The 18598-nt window shown below is 67.8% G+C and carries 14 protein-coding genes; 12 read left to right on the top strand and 2 right to left on the bottom strand.

Features of this window, described 5'->3' with window-relative positions; translation table 11 throughout:
* Positions 1-176: UDP binding domain-containing protein (locus tag EG812_RS19055; RefSeq protein ID WP_502697202.1), on the top strand; the 176-nt coding region annotated here is incomplete at its 5' end.
* Positions 177-220: 44 nt separating this feature from the next.
* On the opposite strand, the gene EG812_RS19050 is transcribed toward EG812_RS19055, so the two are convergent.
* Positions 221-1732: a deoxyguanosinetriphosphate triphosphohydrolase family protein gene (locus EG812_RS19050; RefSeq protein WP_043723613.1), complete on the bottom strand. Its 1512-nt coding sequence runs from the start codon at positions 1730-1732 to the stop codon at positions 221-223.
* Between the two features lie 62 nt (positions 1733-1794).
* Between EG812_RS19050 and EG812_RS19045 the strand changes: the two genes are divergently transcribed.
* From EG812_RS19045 to EG812_RS19015, 7 genes are all read left to right on the top strand, one after another.
* Positions 1795-4188, top strand: a complete 2394-nt coding sequence (locus EG812_RS19045) for a Tex family protein (RefSeq protein ID WP_126712342.1) — start codon at positions 1795-1797, stop codon at positions 4186-4188.
* Between the two features lie 119 nt (positions 4189-4307).
* Positions 4308-4736, top strand: coding sequence for a hypothetical protein (locus EG812_RS19040; RefSeq protein WP_126712364.1), 429 nt, complete (start codon positions 4308-4310; stop codon positions 4734-4736).
* Between the two features lie 254 nt (positions 4737-4990).
* The gene (locus tag EG812_RS19035) at positions 4991-6079 is read left to right on the top strand and encodes an NAD-dependent epimerase/dehydratase family protein (RefSeq protein ID WP_126712341.1); all 1089 of its coding nucleotides are present in this window, start codon (positions 4991-4993) and stop codon (positions 6077-6079) included.
* Positions 6076-7323 carry a glycosyltransferase family 4 protein gene (locus EG812_RS19030; protein ID WP_158632522.1) on the top strand — a complete coding sequence of 416 codons (1248 nt, stop codon included), beginning with the start codon at positions 6076-6078 and terminating at the stop codon, positions 7321-7323. The genes EG812_RS19035 and EG812_RS19030 overlap by 4 nt, the downstream gene beginning before the upstream one ends.
* 264 nt (positions 7324-7587) lie before the next feature.
* Positions 7588-8256 carry a sugar transferase gene (locus EG812_RS19025; RefSeq protein ID WP_126712339.1) on the top strand — a complete coding sequence of 223 codons (669 nt, stop codon included), beginning with the start codon at positions 7588-7590 and terminating at the stop codon, positions 8254-8256.
* Positions 8257-8329: 73 nt separating this feature from the next.
* Positions 8330-9319, top strand: coding sequence for an NAD-dependent epimerase/dehydratase family protein (locus tag EG812_RS19020; RefSeq protein ID WP_126712338.1), 990 nt, complete (start codon positions 8330-8332; stop codon positions 9317-9319).
* A 67-nt stretch (positions 9320-9386) separates the two neighbouring features.
* Positions 9387-10604, top strand: a complete 1218-nt coding sequence (locus tag EG812_RS19015; protein WP_126712337.1) for a glycosyltransferase family 4 protein — start codon at positions 9387-9389, stop codon at positions 10602-10604.
* Here the strand turns inward: EG812_RS19015 and EG812_RS19010 are convergent.
* Complete coding sequence (locus EG812_RS19010; RefSeq protein WP_126712336.1) at positions 10529-12028, bottom strand: hypothetical protein; 1500 nt, start codon at positions 12026-12028, stop codon at positions 10529-10531. The genes EG812_RS19015 and EG812_RS19010 overlap by 76 nt on opposite strands.
* Before the next feature lie 261 nt (positions 12029-12289).
* On the opposite strand from EG812_RS19010, the gene EG812_RS19005 reads away from it, so the two are divergent.
* The 4 genes from EG812_RS19005 to EG812_RS18990 all read left to right on the top strand — a co-directional run bounded on the left by EG812_RS19005 (position 12290) and on the right by EG812_RS18990 (position 18573).
* Positions 12290-13423 (top strand): glycosyltransferase family 4 protein, encoded by a 1134-nt coding sequence (locus EG812_RS19005; RefSeq protein ID WP_126712335.1) that lies wholly within the window; start codon positions 12290-12292, stop codon positions 13421-13423.
* A 76-nt stretch (positions 13424-13499) separates the two neighbouring features.
* Positions 13500-14918, top strand: a complete 1419-nt coding sequence (locus tag EG812_RS19000) for a polysaccharide biosynthesis protein (protein WP_126712334.1) — start codon at positions 13500-13502, stop codon at positions 14916-14918.
* A 139-nt stretch (positions 14919-15057) separates the two neighbouring features.
* Entirely contained in the window at positions 15058-15687 is a 630-nt protein-coding gene (locus EG812_RS18995) for an O-methyltransferase (protein ID WP_126712333.1), read from the top strand.
* A gap of 1008 nt (positions 15688-16695) precedes the next feature.
* Complete coding sequence (locus EG812_RS18990) at positions 16696-18573, top strand: nucleoside-diphosphate sugar epimerase/dehydratase (protein ID WP_126712332.1); 1878 nt, start codon at positions 16696-16698, stop codon at positions 18571-18573.
* Positions 18574-18598: the final 25 nt, after the last annotated feature.

Raw genomic sequence — 18598 nt, 5'->3', positions numbered from 1 at the left:
TGACCGACGCCGACCTGGTCTGCGTACTCACCGAATGGGCCGACTTCCGCAACGCCGACCCGACCGTCCTCGGCGAACTCGTCGCCGGACGGCGGGTGGTCGACGCCCGCAACTGCCTCGACTCGACTCGCTGGATCCGGGCCGGTTGGCAGTATCGCGGCCTGGGCCGCATCTGACGGCACCTCGGGGCCAACAGCCGAACCGGGTTCCGCCGCTCGGCTCAGAGCACGAACGCGTCGGTCCAGAGAGCGCCGGAGCGGCCGGACAGCGAGTCGAGCATCGCCACCGCCTGCCCGTCGGTCAGTTGCGCGACGAAATCGACGATGGCCCGGCCGCGGGCCTTGCCGATCCGGTCCGGGGTACGCGGATGCAGCTCCGCCTCGGCCAACTCGACCAGGTCGTGCAGGCGGCGAGGCAGCCGGGACTCCTCCTCCGGGTCGAGCAGCCATTCCAGCAGCGCCTCGACCAGGGTGCCGAGCAGCCGGGCCTGACCACGCTGGTGCAACGCCAGGTCCGGACGGGCCAGCACGAACCGGTGGTGGACGAACTTGAGCACCTGCACCTCGTGCCACTGCGGTGGGGCCAGCAGCACGTGCCCGGAGCGCAGCGACGGCTTCTCGGTGATGGTGATCGCGTCGACCAGCCGGGTGGTCCACCGGGCGGAGAAGCGGGCCACGTACTGTTCCGCCTCGATCGAACCGTCGAAGGGCATGGCGAGCAGCCCGTCGACAAGTTCCTCGCGGACGTGTTCGACCGCCGAGGCGAAGGCGTCGTCGTCGGCGACCCAGCCGTCCTTGCGGTGCAGCTGGCGACGCAGCCGCTCGATCGCCGCGCCGGGGCGGCGTGCCGAGGTGGCCAGCGCCGCGTCGGTGATGGCCCGCAGGTGCCCGCCCTCGCGCTGCCAGGCCATCAGCTCGGCGGCCACCGCGCCCTGCTGGAGCACCCCGACCCGGTAGAAGTCCTCCACGTCGTGGATGGCGTACGCGATGTCGTCGGCGATGTCCATCACCGACGCCTCAACGGTCTGCTGCCAGTCGGCGATCCGCCCGACGAACGGTGCCCGGGCCTGCCGCAGATCATCTACCTCGGTGCGGTACGCCCCGAACTTGGCCGAGCCGCTGTCCGGGTCGTCCGGCGGCGGGCTCGCCCCGCGCGGCGGCGGGTCCAACAGGCGCGGATGCGGATCGGGGTGGTCGAGCCGGGTCCACGGGTACTTCAGCATCGCGGCCCGCACCGCCGCGGTCAGGTCCAGGCCGGTGGTGGCCGCGCCCCGGATCTCCGTCGAGGTGACGATCCGGTACGACTGGGCGTTGCCCTCGAACCCGTCGGGCAGGCCGAGCCGGTGCCGGGCCAGCCGGTCCAGCACTCGCTCCCCCAGGTGCCCGAAGGGTGGATGGCCGAGGTCGTGGGCAAGCGCGGCGGCCTCCACCACGTCCGGATCGCAGCCGCCCAACTTCTCCGCCAGGTCACGCTGCCAGCCGTCGGCGGTGAGGCGTTCGGCGATCGCCCGGGCCACCTGGGCGACCTTGAGGCTGTGGGTGAGCCGGTTGTGCACCAGCAGCCCGGACCCGCCGGGACTCACCACCTGGGTGACCCCGCCGAGCCGGGCGAAGAACGGCGAGCCCACGATGCGGTCCCGGTCGGTGCGGAACGGGCTGGTCGCAAGGTCGCCGAGAGCACGCGCGCTGCCACCGAACAGCCGCCGCGCCCGAGGCTCCACAGGTGCTTCCATGATCGCCACGGTAGCCCGGCAGAATGCACGACGGAACCCACACCAGAAGGCGGAGCGACATCGTGACCCTCTCTGTTCATCAGCGCATCGCCGGCGAGCTCGGCGTCGCCGAGCACCAGGTACGCGCGGCCGTTGAGCTGCTCGACGGCGGTGCCACGGTGCCGTTCATCGCGCGGTACCGCAAGGAGGCCACCGGGCTGCTCGACGACACCCAGCTACGCACCCTGGAGGAGCGGCTGCGGTACCTGCGCGAGCTGGACGAGCGGCGGGCCGCGGTGCTGGAGTCGATCCGCAGCCAGGGCAAGCTCGACGAGGCCCTCGAAGCACAAATCATGGCCGCCGACTCGAAGTCCCGGCTGGAGGACATCTACCTGCCGTACAAGCCCAAGCGGCGGACCCGGGCCCAGATCGCCCGCGAGGCCGGGCTGGAGCCGCTGGCCGACACGCTGCTCGGCGACCCCACGCAGGACCCGAAGACGGTGGCGGCCGGGTTCGTCGACGCCGACAAGGGCGTGGCGGACGCCGCCGCCGCGCTGGACGGGGCCCGGGCCATCCTGATCGAGCGGTTCGCCGAGGACGCCGACCTGATCGGCACGCTGCGCGAGCAGATGTGGTCGCGGGGCCGGCTGGTGTCGCGGGTACGCGAGGGACAGGAGACCGTCGGGGCGAAGTTCGCCGACTACTTCGACTTCGCCGAGCCGTACCCGAAGCTGCCCTCGCACCGGATCCTGGCCATGTTCCGGGGCGAGAAGGAGGGCGTACTCGACCTGACCATGGACCCGGAGGCCGACGGGGACGCCGACGCGGTCGTCACCGGCCCGACCCGGTACGAGGCCGCGATCGCCGGCCGGTTCGGGGTCACCGACCAGGGGCGGCCGGCCGACAAGTGGCTGACCGACACGGTGCGCTGGGCCTGGCGTACCCGCATCCTCATCCACCTCGGCGCGGACCTGCGGATGCGGTTGTGGCAGGCGGCCGAGGAGGAGGCCGTCCGGGTCTTCGCCACCAACCTGCGTGATCTGCTGCTCGCCGCACCGGCCGGGGCCCGGCCCACCATGGGACTGGACCCGGGTCTGCGGACCGGGGTGAAGGTGGCAGTTGTAGACGCCACCGGCAAGGTGGTCGCCACCGACACCATCTACCCGCACGAGCCGCGTCGGCAGTGGGACGCCTCCCTGCACACCCTGGCGACCCTGGCCGCCGCGCACGGCGTCGAACTGATCGCCATCGGCAACGGCACCGCCAGCCGGGAGACCGACAAGCTGGCCGCCGACCTGATCAAGCGGCACCCCGAGCTGAAGCTGACCAAGCTGGTGGTCTCCGAGGCGGGCGCGTCGGTCTACTCCGCCTCCGCGTACGCCGCGCAGGAACTGCCCGGGCTGGACGTGTCGCTGCGCGGCGCGGTCTCCATCGCCCGCCGCCTCCAGGACCCCCTCGCCGAACTGGTCAAGATCGACCCGCGGTCCATCGGCGTCGGGCAGTACCAGCACGACCTGTCCGAGGTGAAGCTCTCCCGCTCACTGGACGCCGTCGTGGAGGACTGCGTCAACGCCGTCGGGGTGGACGTCAACACCGCATCCGCGCCCCTGCTCACCCGGGTCTCCGGCATCGGCGCGGGCCTGGCCGAGAACATCGTGCTGCACCGGGACGCCAACGGCCCCTTCCGCACCCGCGCCGAGTTGAAGAAGGTGTCCCGCCTCGGCCCGAAGGCGTTCGAGCAGTGCGCCGGCTTCCTGCGCATCCCCGGCGGCGACGACCCGCTGGACTCCTCGAGCGTGCACCCGGAGGCGTACCCGGTGGTGCGCCGGATCCTCTCCTCCACCGGGCAGGACCTGCGCTCCATCATCGGCCGCAGCGCCATCCTGCGCGGGTTGCGCGCCACCGACTTCGTCGACGACACGTTCGGTCTGCCCACGGTCACCGACATCCTCGCCGAGTTGGAGAAGCCGGGCCGCGACCCACGCCCGGAGTTCAAGACGGCGACCTTCGCCGAGGGCGTGGAGAAGATCAGCGACCTGACCCCCGGCATGGTGCTGGAGGGTGTGGTCACCAACGTCGCCGCGTTCGGCGCGTTCGTGAACGTCGGGGTGCACCAGGACGGCCTGGTGCACGTGTCGGCGATGTCGCGCACCTTCGTCAAGGACCCGCACGAGGTGGTGAAGTCCGGCGACGTGGTCCGGGTCAAGGTGCTGGACGTGGACGTGCCGCGCAAGCGCATCTCGCTGACCCTGCGGCTGGACGACGAGTCGGAGCCGGGCCCCGGAGGGCGACGCGAGCGCGACGGTCAACGGGGTCCCGACAGTAGCCGAAGCGGTGCTCAGGGGGCTCGCGCCGAACAGCGCCCTGACCGTACTGGCCAGCGTGGCGCACCCCAGCGGCGATCCGGGGGGCAGGCCTCGGCCGGCCCGGCGAACGACGCGATGGCCGAGGCACTGCGCCGCGCCGGCCTGGCCTGACGATGTCGGAGGCGCTGTCGAGCGGATGTCATCGTCGATCGAGGTGGTGGCGAAGGCCCGCTCGACAGCGCCCCCGGGCAGGGCCGAGTCGGCGCTGATCGCCTACCGTGGCGGACGTGGTGAACGACGACGACGGGTGGCGGGAACGGCAGCGCCGAGCGGTGCGGGCACACGCCGAAGCGGACGCTCGGCAGCGGGCAGCCGAGCAGGCCAGGGCGGCGGAACTGGTGGCCGATTTCGCGGTCGAGGCGACCCGACGAGGTCTGCGCCCCGATCGCCTCGTGGCGACGTCCTACGACGGCCGCCGCCGCTACCGCACCCCGGTGACCGGCTGGTACGTAGATCGGGCCCGGACCCGGGCCGTGGATACCGAGGGTCGCTTCTATCTCTTGACCGTGCCGTCCAGTCTCCGGTCCCGGCTGCTGGGCAGCAGGCCCGCACCGTCGATGCCGCCCCTGGTAGTCGGCGCGGGCGGACGGGACGGCGAATCGCTGCCGTTGGCGACGCTGCTCGCTCTGCGTCTCGCCGAGGGCGACAACTGGCGGTGAGTCGTCCCGGCTGAGTGCGGAGAGAGCGCACACCTACTGCCTGTGTCGAACAACCGGGTCCTGACCTCCTTGTGACGAACGGCTGCTGAGGTCGCGCTGTCGCACGCCCGAACGTCGAGAGATCCCGCCAGGTATCGATTAGACGAAAACGAGAACTCGAATCGCAATACGGTCAGTTCCGGTTCTCATCCCACCATCGCAAGGGACGTTGTATGGTCGATGCGCCCGACCTTCCATGAAATGAAGGGTTATTCATGGCTCTCGCGATAGTGACAGGTTCAGGTGGTCTGATCGGTTCCGAGGCCGCACGGCATTTCGGTCGACTCGGCCTCGACGTGGTGGGCATCGACAACGACATGCGCCGCGAATTCTTCGGCACCGAGGCGTCCACTTCCTGGAATGTTCGCCAGCTTTCCGGTGAACTGATATCATACACCCACTATCAGATAGACATACGCGATCGCGACGCGCTGGCACAGATCTTTGAGCGCTATGGCCGGAACACAGCCGTGGTGATTCACACAGCCGCGCAGCCTTCTCACGACTGGGCCGCGCGCGAGCCCTTCACCGACTTCGACATCAATGCGGTCGGCACGCTGAATGTCCTGCAGAACGTCCGTGATCACTGCATCGACGCGACCGTGATCCATTGCTCGACAAACAAGGTGTACGGCGACCGACCCAACCGCCTGCCACTGGTCGAGCTGGATACCCGATGGGAGATCGAACCGGGCCACCCGTATCAGGACGGGATCACCGAGGACATGCCGATCGACGCCTGCCTGCACTCGCTGTTCGGTGCCTCGAAGGTGGCCGCCGATGTCCTGGTTCAGGAATACGGCCGCTACTTCGGCATGAAGACCGCCTGCTTCCGGGGCGGCACGCTGACCGGACCGGCGCACTCCGCGACCGAGCTGCACGGCTTTCTCGCCTACGTGATGCGCTGCAACATGGAGCGACGGACCTACAAGGTCCTCGGCTACCGGGGCAAGCAGGTCCGCGACGCGATCCACAGCCACGACGTCGTGACGGCTTTCGAGGCGTTCTTCCGCAACCCACGCCCGGGCGCGGTCTACAACCTCGGCGGTGGGCGCCACTCCAACTGTTCAATTCTTGAGGCGTTCACCCTCGCCGAAAAGATCACAGGCAAGGAAACGGCCACCGAGTACCATCCGGCGAACCGCGTTGGCGATCATCAGTGGTGGATCGGCTCCAACGCCGCTTTTCAGGCGGACTACCCTGCCTGGCGTCAGGAGTACGACGTGCCGGCGATCCTTGAGGAGATCTACGCCGCAAACGTCGACAAGTGGCTGCCGGCCCGGGGCCGGGTGGTGGCGCGTTGACCAGAATCGGGATCGTCTCGCAGTGGTACGACCCGGAGGGCGGCTCGGCCGTTCTCCCCGGGATCATCAGCCGGTCACTCGTAGCATTAGGACATGAGGTACACGTAGTCACCGGCTTCCCCAACTACCCGTCGGGCAAGCTACACGCGGACTACCGCCTTCGCCCGTACCAGTACGAGACGATGAAGGGCGTCCACGTACATCGGGTACCGCTGTTCCCCAGCCACGACGGGTCGGCCGTCAAGCGGACCGCCAACTACCTCAGCTTCGCCGCCTCGGCGGCGGCACGACTGGACCTGCTCCGCACGGTCGACGTGTGGCTGGTCTACTCGTCACCGGCCACCGTGGCGCTGCCGGCGATGGTGGCCCGATGGCTGCACAAACGCCCGTATGTGATCCTCGTCGAGGACATGTGGCCGGACACCCTCACGGACAGCGACTACGTCCGCCCCGGTCGCCACATCGATCTCATCGTCCGGATGCTGCACCGGTTCTGCGATCTCAGTTACCGCCAGGCCGCACACGTCGCAGTCATCACGCCAGGCATGGCCGACATCCTCGCCAGCCGTGGTGTCCCCCAGGACAAACTCTCGGTCGTCTACAACTGGGTTGACGAACGCCTCTTCCACCCCCGCCCTCGAGATCCGCAACTGGCCGCGTCGCTCGGGCTGTCCGGCTTCGTGGTGATGTACGCCGGCAGCATGGGCAACCTGCAGGGCCTTGAGGTAGCGGTCGACGCCATGGACCACCTGGCCGACATTGCGGACCTGACCCTCGTCTTCGCTGGCAGCGGCGTCGAGGAGCAGCGGCTGCGCGAGTCGGCCAGACGCTGCCCACCCGGCCGAGTGGTCTTCCTCGGCCACCAACCGCTTGAGCGGATGATCGACCTGATGCCGCTCGGCGACGTCCAGTTGATCTCGTTGCGTGACCGGCCGTTGCACCGCAAGACCATGCCGAGCAAGGTACAGAGCTCTCTCGCCTGCGGCCGTCCGATCGTCGCCGCCCTGGCGGGGGACGCCGCACGCCTCGTCGACGAGTCGGGCGCCGGATTCGTGGCACCACCCGGCGACTCACGCGCCCTGGCGGACGCGATCCGCCGGATGTACGAGTTGGGTGCCGAGAAGCGCGAGGAGATGGGCCGCAACGGTCGACAGTTCTACCTGGATCGACTCTCGGAGCCCATCGGCAGCGTCTCGCTCGCAAACCTGCTGGAGCAGGCCGTACGCGACCACGCTGCCCGGTAGGAGCCGGGGGACGAGTTGCGGTGGGTCAGGCTCAGGCCTCGAACACCGTGATCGAGCGATCGGATTCCGGCTAACGACTCAAACCATGTGCAGTGACGCACAAATGACTAGTTATAGGCAAAACCTTAATAACCGGACTCCGCATCCCAAATAGGGTATGTGTATTAACTGGCAGGCACCCGGCAGGACGAGCACAGCTGCCCACGTCCTCTCGGAAGCCGTCCGGATTCATGTCGACACGACCGAGGCCGAGGAGGCAGGGTGATGAGCCACGCCCGACCGTACGACCGGACGAAGCGTTTCCTCGATGTGGTGGGTGCGTTCCTGGGTCTCATCCTTGCCGCGCCGGTCATGTTGGGTGTCGCCCTCGTCATCCTGCTGACGCTCGGTCGACCCGTCTTCTTCCGCCAGGTCCGACCGGGCCGTGACGGCGTCCTATTCAACCTCGTCAAGTTCCGGACCATGCGCCCGGTGGCACCAGAGCGTGGGTGGGTGGACGACGGTGAGCGACTCACCCCGGTCGGCCGCTGGTTGCGAGCGAGCAGCCTTGACGAGCTTCCGGAGTTGTGGAACGTGTTGCGCGGCCAGATGAGCCTGGTCGGCCCCCGCCCGCATCTGATCCAGTACCTCGACCGTTACACGCCGGAGCAGGCACGGCGCCACGAGGTGCGGCCCGGTCTCACCGGGTTGGCCCAGGTCCGCGGTCGGAACGCGCTGAGCTGGGAGAAAAAATTCGAGTACGACGTCGAGTACGTCGACAAGCGATCACTCGGTTTGGACCTCCAGATCTTAGCCGAGACGATCCGGGTGGTGCTGCGCCGAGAAGGTATCACCGCTCCCGGGGCCGACACCTGGCACGAGTTCCTCGGTACACCGGATCCGAAACCTGCAACAGCAGGCGCCTCCGCCGGTCGGCGGGCGGAATCCGTTTAGTGGTCGACAGGCTCGCCCCGGTTGCCCACGGCACGGAAGCCGCGCCGGGCGGGTCGCGTATGGAGGGTAAACGATGAGGAACGTCCTGATCTTCGGCGCGGCGGGATTCCTCGGGCGTCACGTGCGGGCTGAACTCACCGCAGACTTCAATGTCGTCTGCCCCAGCCGGGCCGACTGCGACCTGGTCGGCGTGGACGTACTGACGCTGACCGAGCTGGTCCGCGTCGTCCGACCGGTCGCCGTCGTGAACTGCGCCGGCCTCGTGGCCGGCACCACCGCCGAACTCGTCACCGGAAACACCGTCGTGACCGCCAAAATCATCGATTCGATCGCCAGGGGCGCACCTGACGCACGGTTCGTGCGCCTCGGTTCGGCCGCCGAATACGGCAGGGTTCCCCATGGCCACTCGGTTTCCGAGACCGATCAGGCCAATCCGCTCAGCGAGTACGGGGTGAGCCAGCTTGCCGCGACGCGGCTGGTCGACATCGCGACTGCGGCGGGCCGGTTGGACGGGGTGGTATTACGGGTGTTCAATCCGGTAGGCCCCGGCCTGCCCACCAGCAATGTCCTCGGCGATGCCGCCCGGCTCTTGCAGACGGCCATCAGCCGGGGTGCGTCAGAGGTGCCCCTGGCTCTGCTCGACACGTACCGAGACTTCGTCGATGTGCGCGACATCGCGGCCGCCGTCAGGGCGACGGTGCTGGCCGGTTCCCTGCCAGAGCGAGTATTCAACATAGCCAGCGGCACAACGGTGTCGGTCAGGGAGGCGGTGCGACTGCTGTGCCGGACGGCCGGCTATCCGGGCGAGGTCCGCGGCGGTGAGCTCGCGCCGTCCGCGGCACGGTCAGCAGCGGTGCCGTGGATGCGCGCAGACGTGTCACGGGCGGCTCGGGTACTCGGCTGGACCGCCCGACACGATCTCGCCAGTTCGCTGAAGGCCCTCTGGGCCGACACGGCCACACCGCCCGGCCCGAGACCCCGGCTTCCCACGGCACCCCGCCCGACCGGACATCAACAACGCTCACCAGAGGGTGCGACACGAAACCGGCGACCGTTGAGTTAGAGATATGGGCGTGCGGCCTAAGTCCCGCCTCCCGGCGATGCTCGGACCGACGGACAGGGGAGCAGCTATGAGAGCTGTCATAACGGACGAGACACGCTTCGCCCGCACACCGGACGGGACGGTGTGGACACTGAGCGGGCTGACGTACGAACTATGGAGCCGCTACCTTTCGGCTTTCGACAATCTACGAATCGTCGCGCGGGTCGAAGACGTGGCGGCACCTACCGACGGAGCCGAGCGGGTCGACGGCCCGCGAGTCGAGGTATGGCCGGTTCCGTACTATCTCGGCCCACGACAGTATGTGCAGCGTCTGCCCGCGATCCGGCGGGCGGTACGCGCGGCGGCGGCACCGACGGACGCGGTCCTCCTGCGCGTTCCCTCGCCCATCGGCTCGCTGCTGGCGACGGAACGTGACCGGCACGGTCTGCCGTACGCCCTGGAGGTGATCGCCGACCCGTACGACATCTTCGCCCCCGGGGTCCTTCGCCACCCGCTGCGCCCACTGCTTCGCAGGCAGTACACCGCGCAGTTGCGACACCAGTGTGCGTCGGCAATAGCCGCGGCATATGTGACGGACGGCTACCTACAGGCCCGCTATCCGACCCGGGCGCCGGCGATAGTCGCGTCGATACCGGAGGGCCACTTCCCGGGCTCGGCGTACGTCGATCGTCCACGCACCATCGAACGCCCTCGCAGCACCACCCTCGTCTCCGTCGGCAGCCTTGAGCAAATGTACAAGGGAATCGACACCCTCATCGAGGCAGTCGCCCAGCTGACTCCGACGGATCCCTCGATCCGGCTCGTGCACGTAGGCGATGGCCGGTGCCGGCCAAACCTCGAACGGCTCGCAGCCAGGCTCGAGGTGACGGACCGAGTGGTGTTCGCCGGTACGCTGCCGGCCGGCGAACAGGTCCGTCGCATGCTCGATGCGGCGGACCTGTTCGTCCATCCGTCCCGAACCGAGGGCCTGCCACGAGCGCTTGTCGAGGCGATGGCGCGCGGCCTTCCAGCGATCGGCTCGAATGTCGGCGGAATTCCTGAGCTACTGCCCGCCGAGTATCTGGTGGCCCCCGATGACGTCGGTGGACTGGCCTCGGCGATCCGAGGCCTGCTGGCCGACCCTGCGCGGCTGGCCGAGGCATCGGCGCGGAACCTCGCTCGTGCCCGTGACTTCTCGGGCGAGGTGACGGCTCTGCGACGCGCCGCCTACTACGAGGCGGTGCGGGTCGCAACCGAGCGTGCCTGCCGGACCGCCGGGGCCGGGCCGGTCGCCGTCTCAGGTTGACGGCTGGTCCGGCCCTCCCGCTCGGCCCCGGCGGCGCTCCGATCCTTGATGAACCAGGTCGTCACCCACAGGACGGAGAACTGCACGGCGGCGGAGAGCAGCGACCCTCGCAGAAGAATGATCAGGTAGAACGGCAGGATCCAGCCCATCACGGATGGTTTGCCGCCGAGCAGGCCGAGTTGGACCATGCGGTTGTCCCTGCGGCGGATCCACCAACCGAAGCCGAACATGCCGAGGATCAGCAGCGGCCAACCCCCATTGATGAGAAATTCCGCGATCAGCGGCGAGGAGATGTTGATGTGTGTGTACTCCATGTGCTCGGCGATGTAGGTGCCGGTGGCTGTCGGCTTGTTCGGCCAATAGTCGCGGGGCACCCAGAACAGCATGACTCCGAGCAGCTGCCACCCCCACTCGATTCCGTTTTGGTCGATAATGTCGAGCGAATTGCTGATCTGGATGCTCGCGTCGAAGTCGCCTGAGGTCAACGCCTGCATCGGGGCGAACTCCGCTTGCACCTCACCCTGCCGCCGGAACGCGTCAGCGAGCGGGAACAGGAAGATGAGGCCGCCGAGGAAGGCGGTAGCGGAGGCCCGGACACGCCACGGTGTCGTGTAGGCACCCATGGCCGCCGCCATGCTGAGGATCACCGTGCCACTTACGTAGCGCGGGCTGCTGATCGGATTGACCGAGTAGAGAACGACACACCCGACCAGGACCAGTAACGCGTATCGCGGGCGGTCTCCCCGCTTTGCTCGTTGGTGGTTGGCTCCGAGCAGGCCGATGAAGACCACGAGCAATGGCAGTTGGGCCGCGGCCGCCACAAAGGCGGTCAGCCCGATTCCTGGCCAATTCGCCGCCTGCGCAGCCGACAGTTCCTCCCGACTGAGCAGGACGGTGGCCGGGCCGATCTGGATCAGGTAGTACAGGTTCAGGACCAGGCCGATCGCGGCCAGCAGGTAGAGGCGCCGCTCGTTCAGCATGGGAGCGCTCAAGTCGAGCATCGGTGTTCCCACCGCCGGCCGCCGGGTCGCCCAGTGGATGCCGAGCAGTGCCGCCGCCGAACCGATCAGCACGGCCCACATGGCGTCATCGGTGAACGCGGCGTCGAACCAGGGGGTGGAGGTCGAGAACGACGCGGTCTGGAACTGGACGAGGGCGGAGAGCCCGAGGAACAGATAGGTGAAGGTCCAGAGGCTCATCTCCATGAGGCGCGGCTCGCCCAGGCCGATGAGCCAGCCGAGCCGACAGCCCGCCAGCACGAGGACGCACGCCGAAAGCAGGACCGTAGTCTCCCCGGCGCCGCCGCCCGGGTAGATCGGCTCGACGCCGCCGGAGAGCAGGACCAGAACCGGGACGAGGCCCCCAAGAAGCATGGCGACGACCAGCGCACCGGCGAACGCAGGTGCACGCGCGGAGAGTTGCACCGTGAGCCTCCCACCCACCGAACTGGTTTGCGCTTATCGATGGCAGGATCGGACCACTTCGGTGGAATCAATGGCCCGCCAATGTTCAACTGGCGACAGGCGATGCGCGTAACGGCTGCCGGCACCCCAGATCCAACACTGTCCGAATCTGAAAATTCGGCGCCTTTGCGCCGGACTTCACGGTGCCCGTGACCTTGCAGTCGATCCGACAGTTAACCCCGATGCCCGAGCGGATGAGACGGTCCTGGCCCTGCCCGTCGAATGTCCCACACGCCAGGAGAGGCCGAAGATGAGATGATCATCTACATTCTGGAATGCCCTACGCCGCATCACACGCCTACCCTGAACAGACTGCACCACAGGCTGCCCGGCGAGGTTGAGGTCTTCTATATCTACGGTCCGGAGAAGACACGCGGCTGGGGCGACGTCGAGATCGAGCACCGATGCACGATTCTCGACAATCCCGGTGCCTGGCGTGCCCTCGGCCGGATGTTGTTATCGCCCAGACTGCAGGTCGTCTGCGTGTTCGGATATCGGGGCATCGCGCGGGTCATGGCAATCCTCCTGGCCCGGCTCCGCCGTCGGCCCTTGGTGCTGCGTGCAGCCGCAAACATCCATATCGAAGTCCGCCGACCTCGCCTGCGGCGTCTCGCCAAGCGTTGGTACCTACGCGCGTTACTGGGGCAGGCGGAGGTATGGACGATCGGCTCGGCCTGTGCCGCCTACTTCAGGTCCTTCGACCTGCACCGGCACCATTTGATCCCGTACTCCCTGCCCAGACTTCCCGGCGGCGCCGCCGAGGCACCGGCCCTGCGCGAACGGCTGGGCCTGGACGGCCGATTCGTCTTCGCCTTCGTGGGGCGCCTCGATCCTGTCAAGGGTCTGACCGACCTGCTGGCGGCGTACGACCGGGTCCGCGCTGAGACACCACCGAACGCCACCGCCCTGGTCATCACTGGTAAGGGCCCGCTGGAGCCGGAGGTTCGCCGCTACGCGGAGCAGCACCCGGACTGTCACTATGTCGGCGCATTGCCTCAGGACAAGGTGGGTTCGGTGCATGCCGCCGCCGACGCCCTCGTCCTGCCGTCCATCTCCGAGACCTGGGGTTGGGTGGTGAACGAGGCGCTCGGCTTCGGCACCAGGGTCATCGTGTCCAGCGTGGTTGGTGCCGCCGATGATCTGTGCACGGAGGAGAACGGGCGAAGCTGCCGGCCCGCCGATCCGGAGAGTCTGGCCGAGGCGATGCTGGCGGAGTTCGAGAGCGGGCCACGACGTGCTCCCCTGCTGGCCCCGATCAACATCGCCGACACCATGGCCCAACGACTCCGCGACCTTGTCGCTGCGTCAGCGACCGACCCCGGCCCCCGGAGGCTCGTGGGCAACAAGTCGGGATGATCCAGCGCAGAAGAGGACAGCCGAAAATGAGATCCCCTACCGCATCCCGGGGTGGAGAACGGCGGGGCGAGGGCTGGTGAAGGGCTTTTTGCCGCGAAGCTGGCTACCAGCGCGGTTCAGAAGGCAGCCTCCCGGTGGCGGCGCACCGGGCAAGAGTGACGAGAAGCCGTCGAGCATCCGCCACAACACCATCGTCGCCTCGTTCTCGAGCATCGTGAACGGCGTGCTGAACATGGTGATGCTGGCGGTCAGCGCGCGGCAGGGCAAGACCGAGGAAATCGCCGCTTACACCGTCGTCTTCGCCACCCTCGCTTGGGTCGCGATCGCGACCGCCGGTGGTTCGTCGCTCCTCTACACCACCGGTGACGAGTCGGAGCGGCACGCTGTTCGCAGTCAACGTCTCCTCATCGCCGTACCGAGCCTCGTCGCCGCCGCAGCCCTCGTGACCATCGCCTACACCGACCGCGGATACAGCCCGGTCGCACTTGCGGCCGCCGGTGTGGCGGCGATCGGCAACAGCCTTTTCGAGTTGCAGTATGCCGACCTCGTCCGTCAGATGCGCTTCGTCCTAGGTGCGGCGGTGATCTGCGGAGGGAAGTTCCTCGCGCTCGCGCTCATCCTTGCCGGCACGCCACTCACGGCCGCGCTGGCGGTGATTTCCATCGCGCAGTTCGTCGCCCTCGAAAGAATGCTCTGCCGCGGCAACCTGCGGCGCAGAGCCATGTGGCACCGCCTCTCCCTCCGGTGTGCTGCCCGGGCGTTTCTGATGAATCGACAACTGTTCGTCGTCGGCCTCGCGGACGTGTTCACGTGGCGTGGCGCGACCACCGCCCTGTCGTTGACAGCCTCACCCCAGGTGGTCGGGCAATTCGGTGCCATCGTCAGCGGCATTCAGGCGCTGGCCGCCGTGTTCCACGACGGTCTTCGGGTACCGATGGCCATCCGAGCTCGCCGACGTCACAACCTGGTGCCCAAGAACGCGACGATTCGCGACGGCGAAGCGATAGTGGTGACCGGGTCCATTCTGGCAGCCGCCGCGGTGGTCGCCATGGCCCCATGGATCACCACGGGCCTGCTCGGTCTGCCGAGTCCGGAGGCAGCCACGTGGCTGCGGCTGCTCGCGATCACGTTGCCCTGCCTGACCGTCATCCACGCGCTGAAACTCAACCGGATCGGTGACGGCGACTACCTCGGAGCCACTCGGTTGTCCCTGCTGGTCGCCGCACTCGTGGCCGCCTGCCTGGCCGTACAGCTTCCCGATCTCGACGGGATGGGCGCCGCCCGTGCTCACGTCCTGGCTGCGGTGCTCGCATTCGGTGTCGTCTGCGCGGTCGCGGCGTACGGAGTCGTCCGGCAGATCAAGTCACGACCAACCCGCCGTCATGCCGCCGAGACCAGCGGTTCGTCCGCCCCCTCGATCAGGGCAACCGTCTCCGGAAGCAACGAGGACTACCGGGACACGGAGAGTAGGGAGTTCTCCACGAAACCTCGTTGACGTCGGTCACCCGTCCGAGTGACGCCCCGTCCCGCCGCGCGAGACCAACAGTTCGCTCGATCGTTCTCCATGCAGGTCCGGCGAACAACAGTCACCTCCGCCGGTCGATCACCGTCAGCCACAACAGGCAGGAGGGGCTGTGCACACGATCCGGCACTGGACGCCGCGCTACGTGGTCAGTCGCACGCGCGTAGAGCTCCACCGGCGCACCCACCCGGGTAGCCCATGGCTCACCCGTCAGGCCATCGAGACCCTGGACAGGATGCTCCTCCCCACGGACTGCGGCCTGGAGTTCGGCTCAGGTCTGAGCACTCTCTGGTTCGCTCGTCGGGTCAAGCATCTGGTCAGTGTCGAGCACGACGCGGCCTGGCACGAGAAGATCTCGCTCGACCTCAAGCGGCAATCGCTGAACAACGTCGACTACCGATTCGCCCCGCTCGACGTACCACCGGAGTTGGGCGACCAGAGTGAGTACGCGCGAGTGGCACTCGAACTACCCGACGCCAGCTTGGACTTCGTCCTTGTGGATGGCAGGTACCGGGATCACTGCGCCTGGTTCGTGTTGCCGAAACTCTCCTCCGGCGGGCTGTTGATCATCGACAACGTCAACCGGTTCCTGCCCTGCGGATCGCACGCGCCCGCCTCCCGCCGGCCCGGCGACCGCACCGGCGACGAAGTCTGGGGCGCGGTGCGCAGGGCCATACGCGGCTGGCGAACCATCTGGACGACAGACCACGTCACGGATACCGCAATCTTCGTCAAGCCGTAGCGACCGGGCGACCGAGTTCGTCGAATATCCCGTTCGGGCTGCAGGTGCCGCTGCCGCAACATCGGACTACATCGATCTTCAGGGCCGAACACTGAGCCAGGCCGGACCTTCGTTCGACGTCAGGATGATCCCTCTGTTGACGCGTATCGCATGCCCGGCGAGGCTCGCGCCCATAGTTCCTTCGATCGAAGGGGCAGGACAAGGCACACAGCGCCGGCGATCGTCGGCGTGTTCACTCTGGTGCGCTGGCACTGACCACACCGGCGAGCGCATGGCACCCGGGTAGCCGGGACGGTCTGGAGGTGTAGATCGGCACGGGTCGGCACGGCGCAGTTGCCCCAGCTGAGGGAGGCAGATGTCGACGGGCACGGTTCGATACCCGACCAGTCCGGCAAGAAAGAGTTCGAGACGACGCTCAGTCGTGTCCACGCCGACTCGCTGGCCCGCAAGGGCCATCGCTCAGGGTCAAGAAGGTACAGGGCAACGCCTACCAGCCGACCGGGTCGGCGGAATGCACGGATGCAGAGGACCCGACCTGCCTGCCACTGTTGAACGAACTTCAGCAGTACCGGCTCGGGGCGTACAGCTAAGTCAGCCGCACCGCACCGGACGGGACGCCATACGCGGTGCGGGGGTGGCTCCGGGCGTTCGCCGGCTTCGCGGGTCGACCGAACCGGTAGCGGCGGTTCAAGGCGCGCCGGCGGTCGGGACACCGCCAGCGCACCTTCGTCACGTACCACCCCTCCGCCACCGCGTGCCATCATCGCGCCGAGTCGCTACAGCTCAATGTCCAATGAGCCATCACGATCACCGAATACGAAGCTTCTCCTGAAATTGCACGCCACGTTTAGCCCCGGCGCCGAACCGAACCAAAGCAACAACCGGCGACAGAAATGTGAAAACCGGAATTCTAGGAGCGCACTTCCGCTAAGCATTTAGGGGACGTGCGTGGCACCTGACCTGCCGTAGGTCACCGTCGGCCACGGACATGACAGGGGAGTTTTGTACATGCCGCCGGAAATTGAGCGTGTCCAGCCAGCGCTATCCAAGACCACCGGCCGAATCAGGGCGAGTAGCCGTCGTACCGCCGTCTTTCTCGTCGCCGACGCACTCGCCTGGGTCGGGGGATTCACGGTCGCAGGTTGGGCGAGGTACGAACAGAGCCTCACCATCGATCAAGCTGTCAACGCGGTGCTGCTCGGTGGCGCTGCCGCCGTACTGCATGTCGGATTGAGCGCGCTGCGCCGGATCTATTCGGGTCGGCAGCCGCTCGGCAGTATCGAGGAGGTCCGCGGTCTTGCGGGCACCACCGCCACCACGGCTGCCATTGTGCTGATCGCCCTGCTGGCGTTCGACCAACGCCCGGTGCCGGCCAGCACCCCGGTGGTCGGTGGCGCGCTGGCATTGTTGCTGATGCTCAGCTGCCGTCTGCTGCATCGGCACCAGCGGGACCGGGCCATGCGTCCGGACGCCCGTTCGGCGACCCCGGTTCTGCTCTTCGGCCTCGGCGAGGCCGGACAGGGACTCGTCCGCGCGATGCTCGGCGACCCGAAGGGCCGCTACCTGCCCGTCGGCGCCCTCGACGACGACCCGGACAAGCAGGACCTGCGCATCGCCGGCGTCCCGGTCCTGGGTGGCCGGGCCGAGATCGCCAAGGCCATCCACCGCACCGGCGCGACCGCGCTGATCTTCTCCGTGGCGAATGCCGACGCCACACTGATCCGCGAGATCCGGGAGTCCACGCTCCGCACGGGTGCCACGTTCAAGATCCTTCCACCGATGCGGGAGCTGATGGATCATCGCATCACCGTCAGGGACGTACGGGACGTCCAGATCAGTGACCTGCTCGGCCGGCGTCAGGTCGTCGGCGATCTGACCCTGGACGACAACGTGCTCGCCGGCCGGCGCGTCCTGGTCACCGGCGCCGGCGGTTCGATCGGCTCGGAGCTGTGTCGGCAAATCATGCGAGCCAACCCTGGTGAGCTGATGATGCTGGACCGGGACGAGTCGGCGCTGCACAGCCTTCAGATGTCGCTCACCGGTCGGGCGCTGCTCGACGGCCCCGAGCTGATCCTCGCCGACTTGCGCGACGACGAGGGCGTTCGGCGCATCATGCGGCAGCGACGCCCGGAGATCGTCTTTCACGCCGCGGCGCTGAAGCATCTGACGCTACTGGAGCGGCACCCCGGAGAGGCCGTCAAGACCAACGTCTGGGGCACCCTCACCGTGCTCGACGCATGCCGGGACGTGGCCCGGTTCGTGAACATCTCCACCGACAAGGCCGCCGACCCGATCAGCGTGCTCGGCTACTCGAAGCGCATCACCGAGATGCTGACCGCGCACGCCGCAGCGACCTACCCGGGCACCTTCCTCAGCGTCCGCTTCGGCAACGTACTCAGCAGCCGAGGCTCCGTGGTGACCGCCTTCCAGCGACAGATCGAGGCCGGGCAGCCGCTGACCGTCACCCACCCCGACGTCACCCGGTACCTGATGACGGTGCAGGAGGCGGTCCACCTCGTCCTCCAGGCAGCGAACATCGGCCGAGACGGTGAAGCCCTGGTCCTGGACATGGGCGAGCCGGTACGCATCGACGACATCGCGCGCCGGATGGTCGAACAGGCCGCCAGCACAGTCGAGATCGTCTACACCGGTCTGCGGCCGGGCGAGAAGCTGCACGAGGATCTGCTGGGTAGCGGCGAGTCCGACCACCGGCCGCTGCATCCGCTGATCTCGCACGTCAGAGTGCCTGTGCTGGATCCCCTGGAGGCCAGCGGACTCGATCCGTTCGACGAGCCGGACAAGGTCATCGACCAGCTCGCCCGGCTCTGCGGCGTCCTTCCCGGCGCGCTTCTCAACCAGAAGACCGGCATACCGCTCGCCCGCTGAGCCGAATCCGGATGCAGACGGCGGG

Origin of the sequence: Verrucosispora sp. FIM060022, assembly GCF_003977705.1 — a bacterium.
Lineage (GTDB): Bacteria > Actinomycetota > Actinomycetes > Mycobacteriales > Micromonosporaceae > Micromonospora > Micromonospora gifhornensis.
Note: the sequence above shows the minus strand (reverse complement) of the source record. Positions and strands in the feature narration are given on the sequence as shown.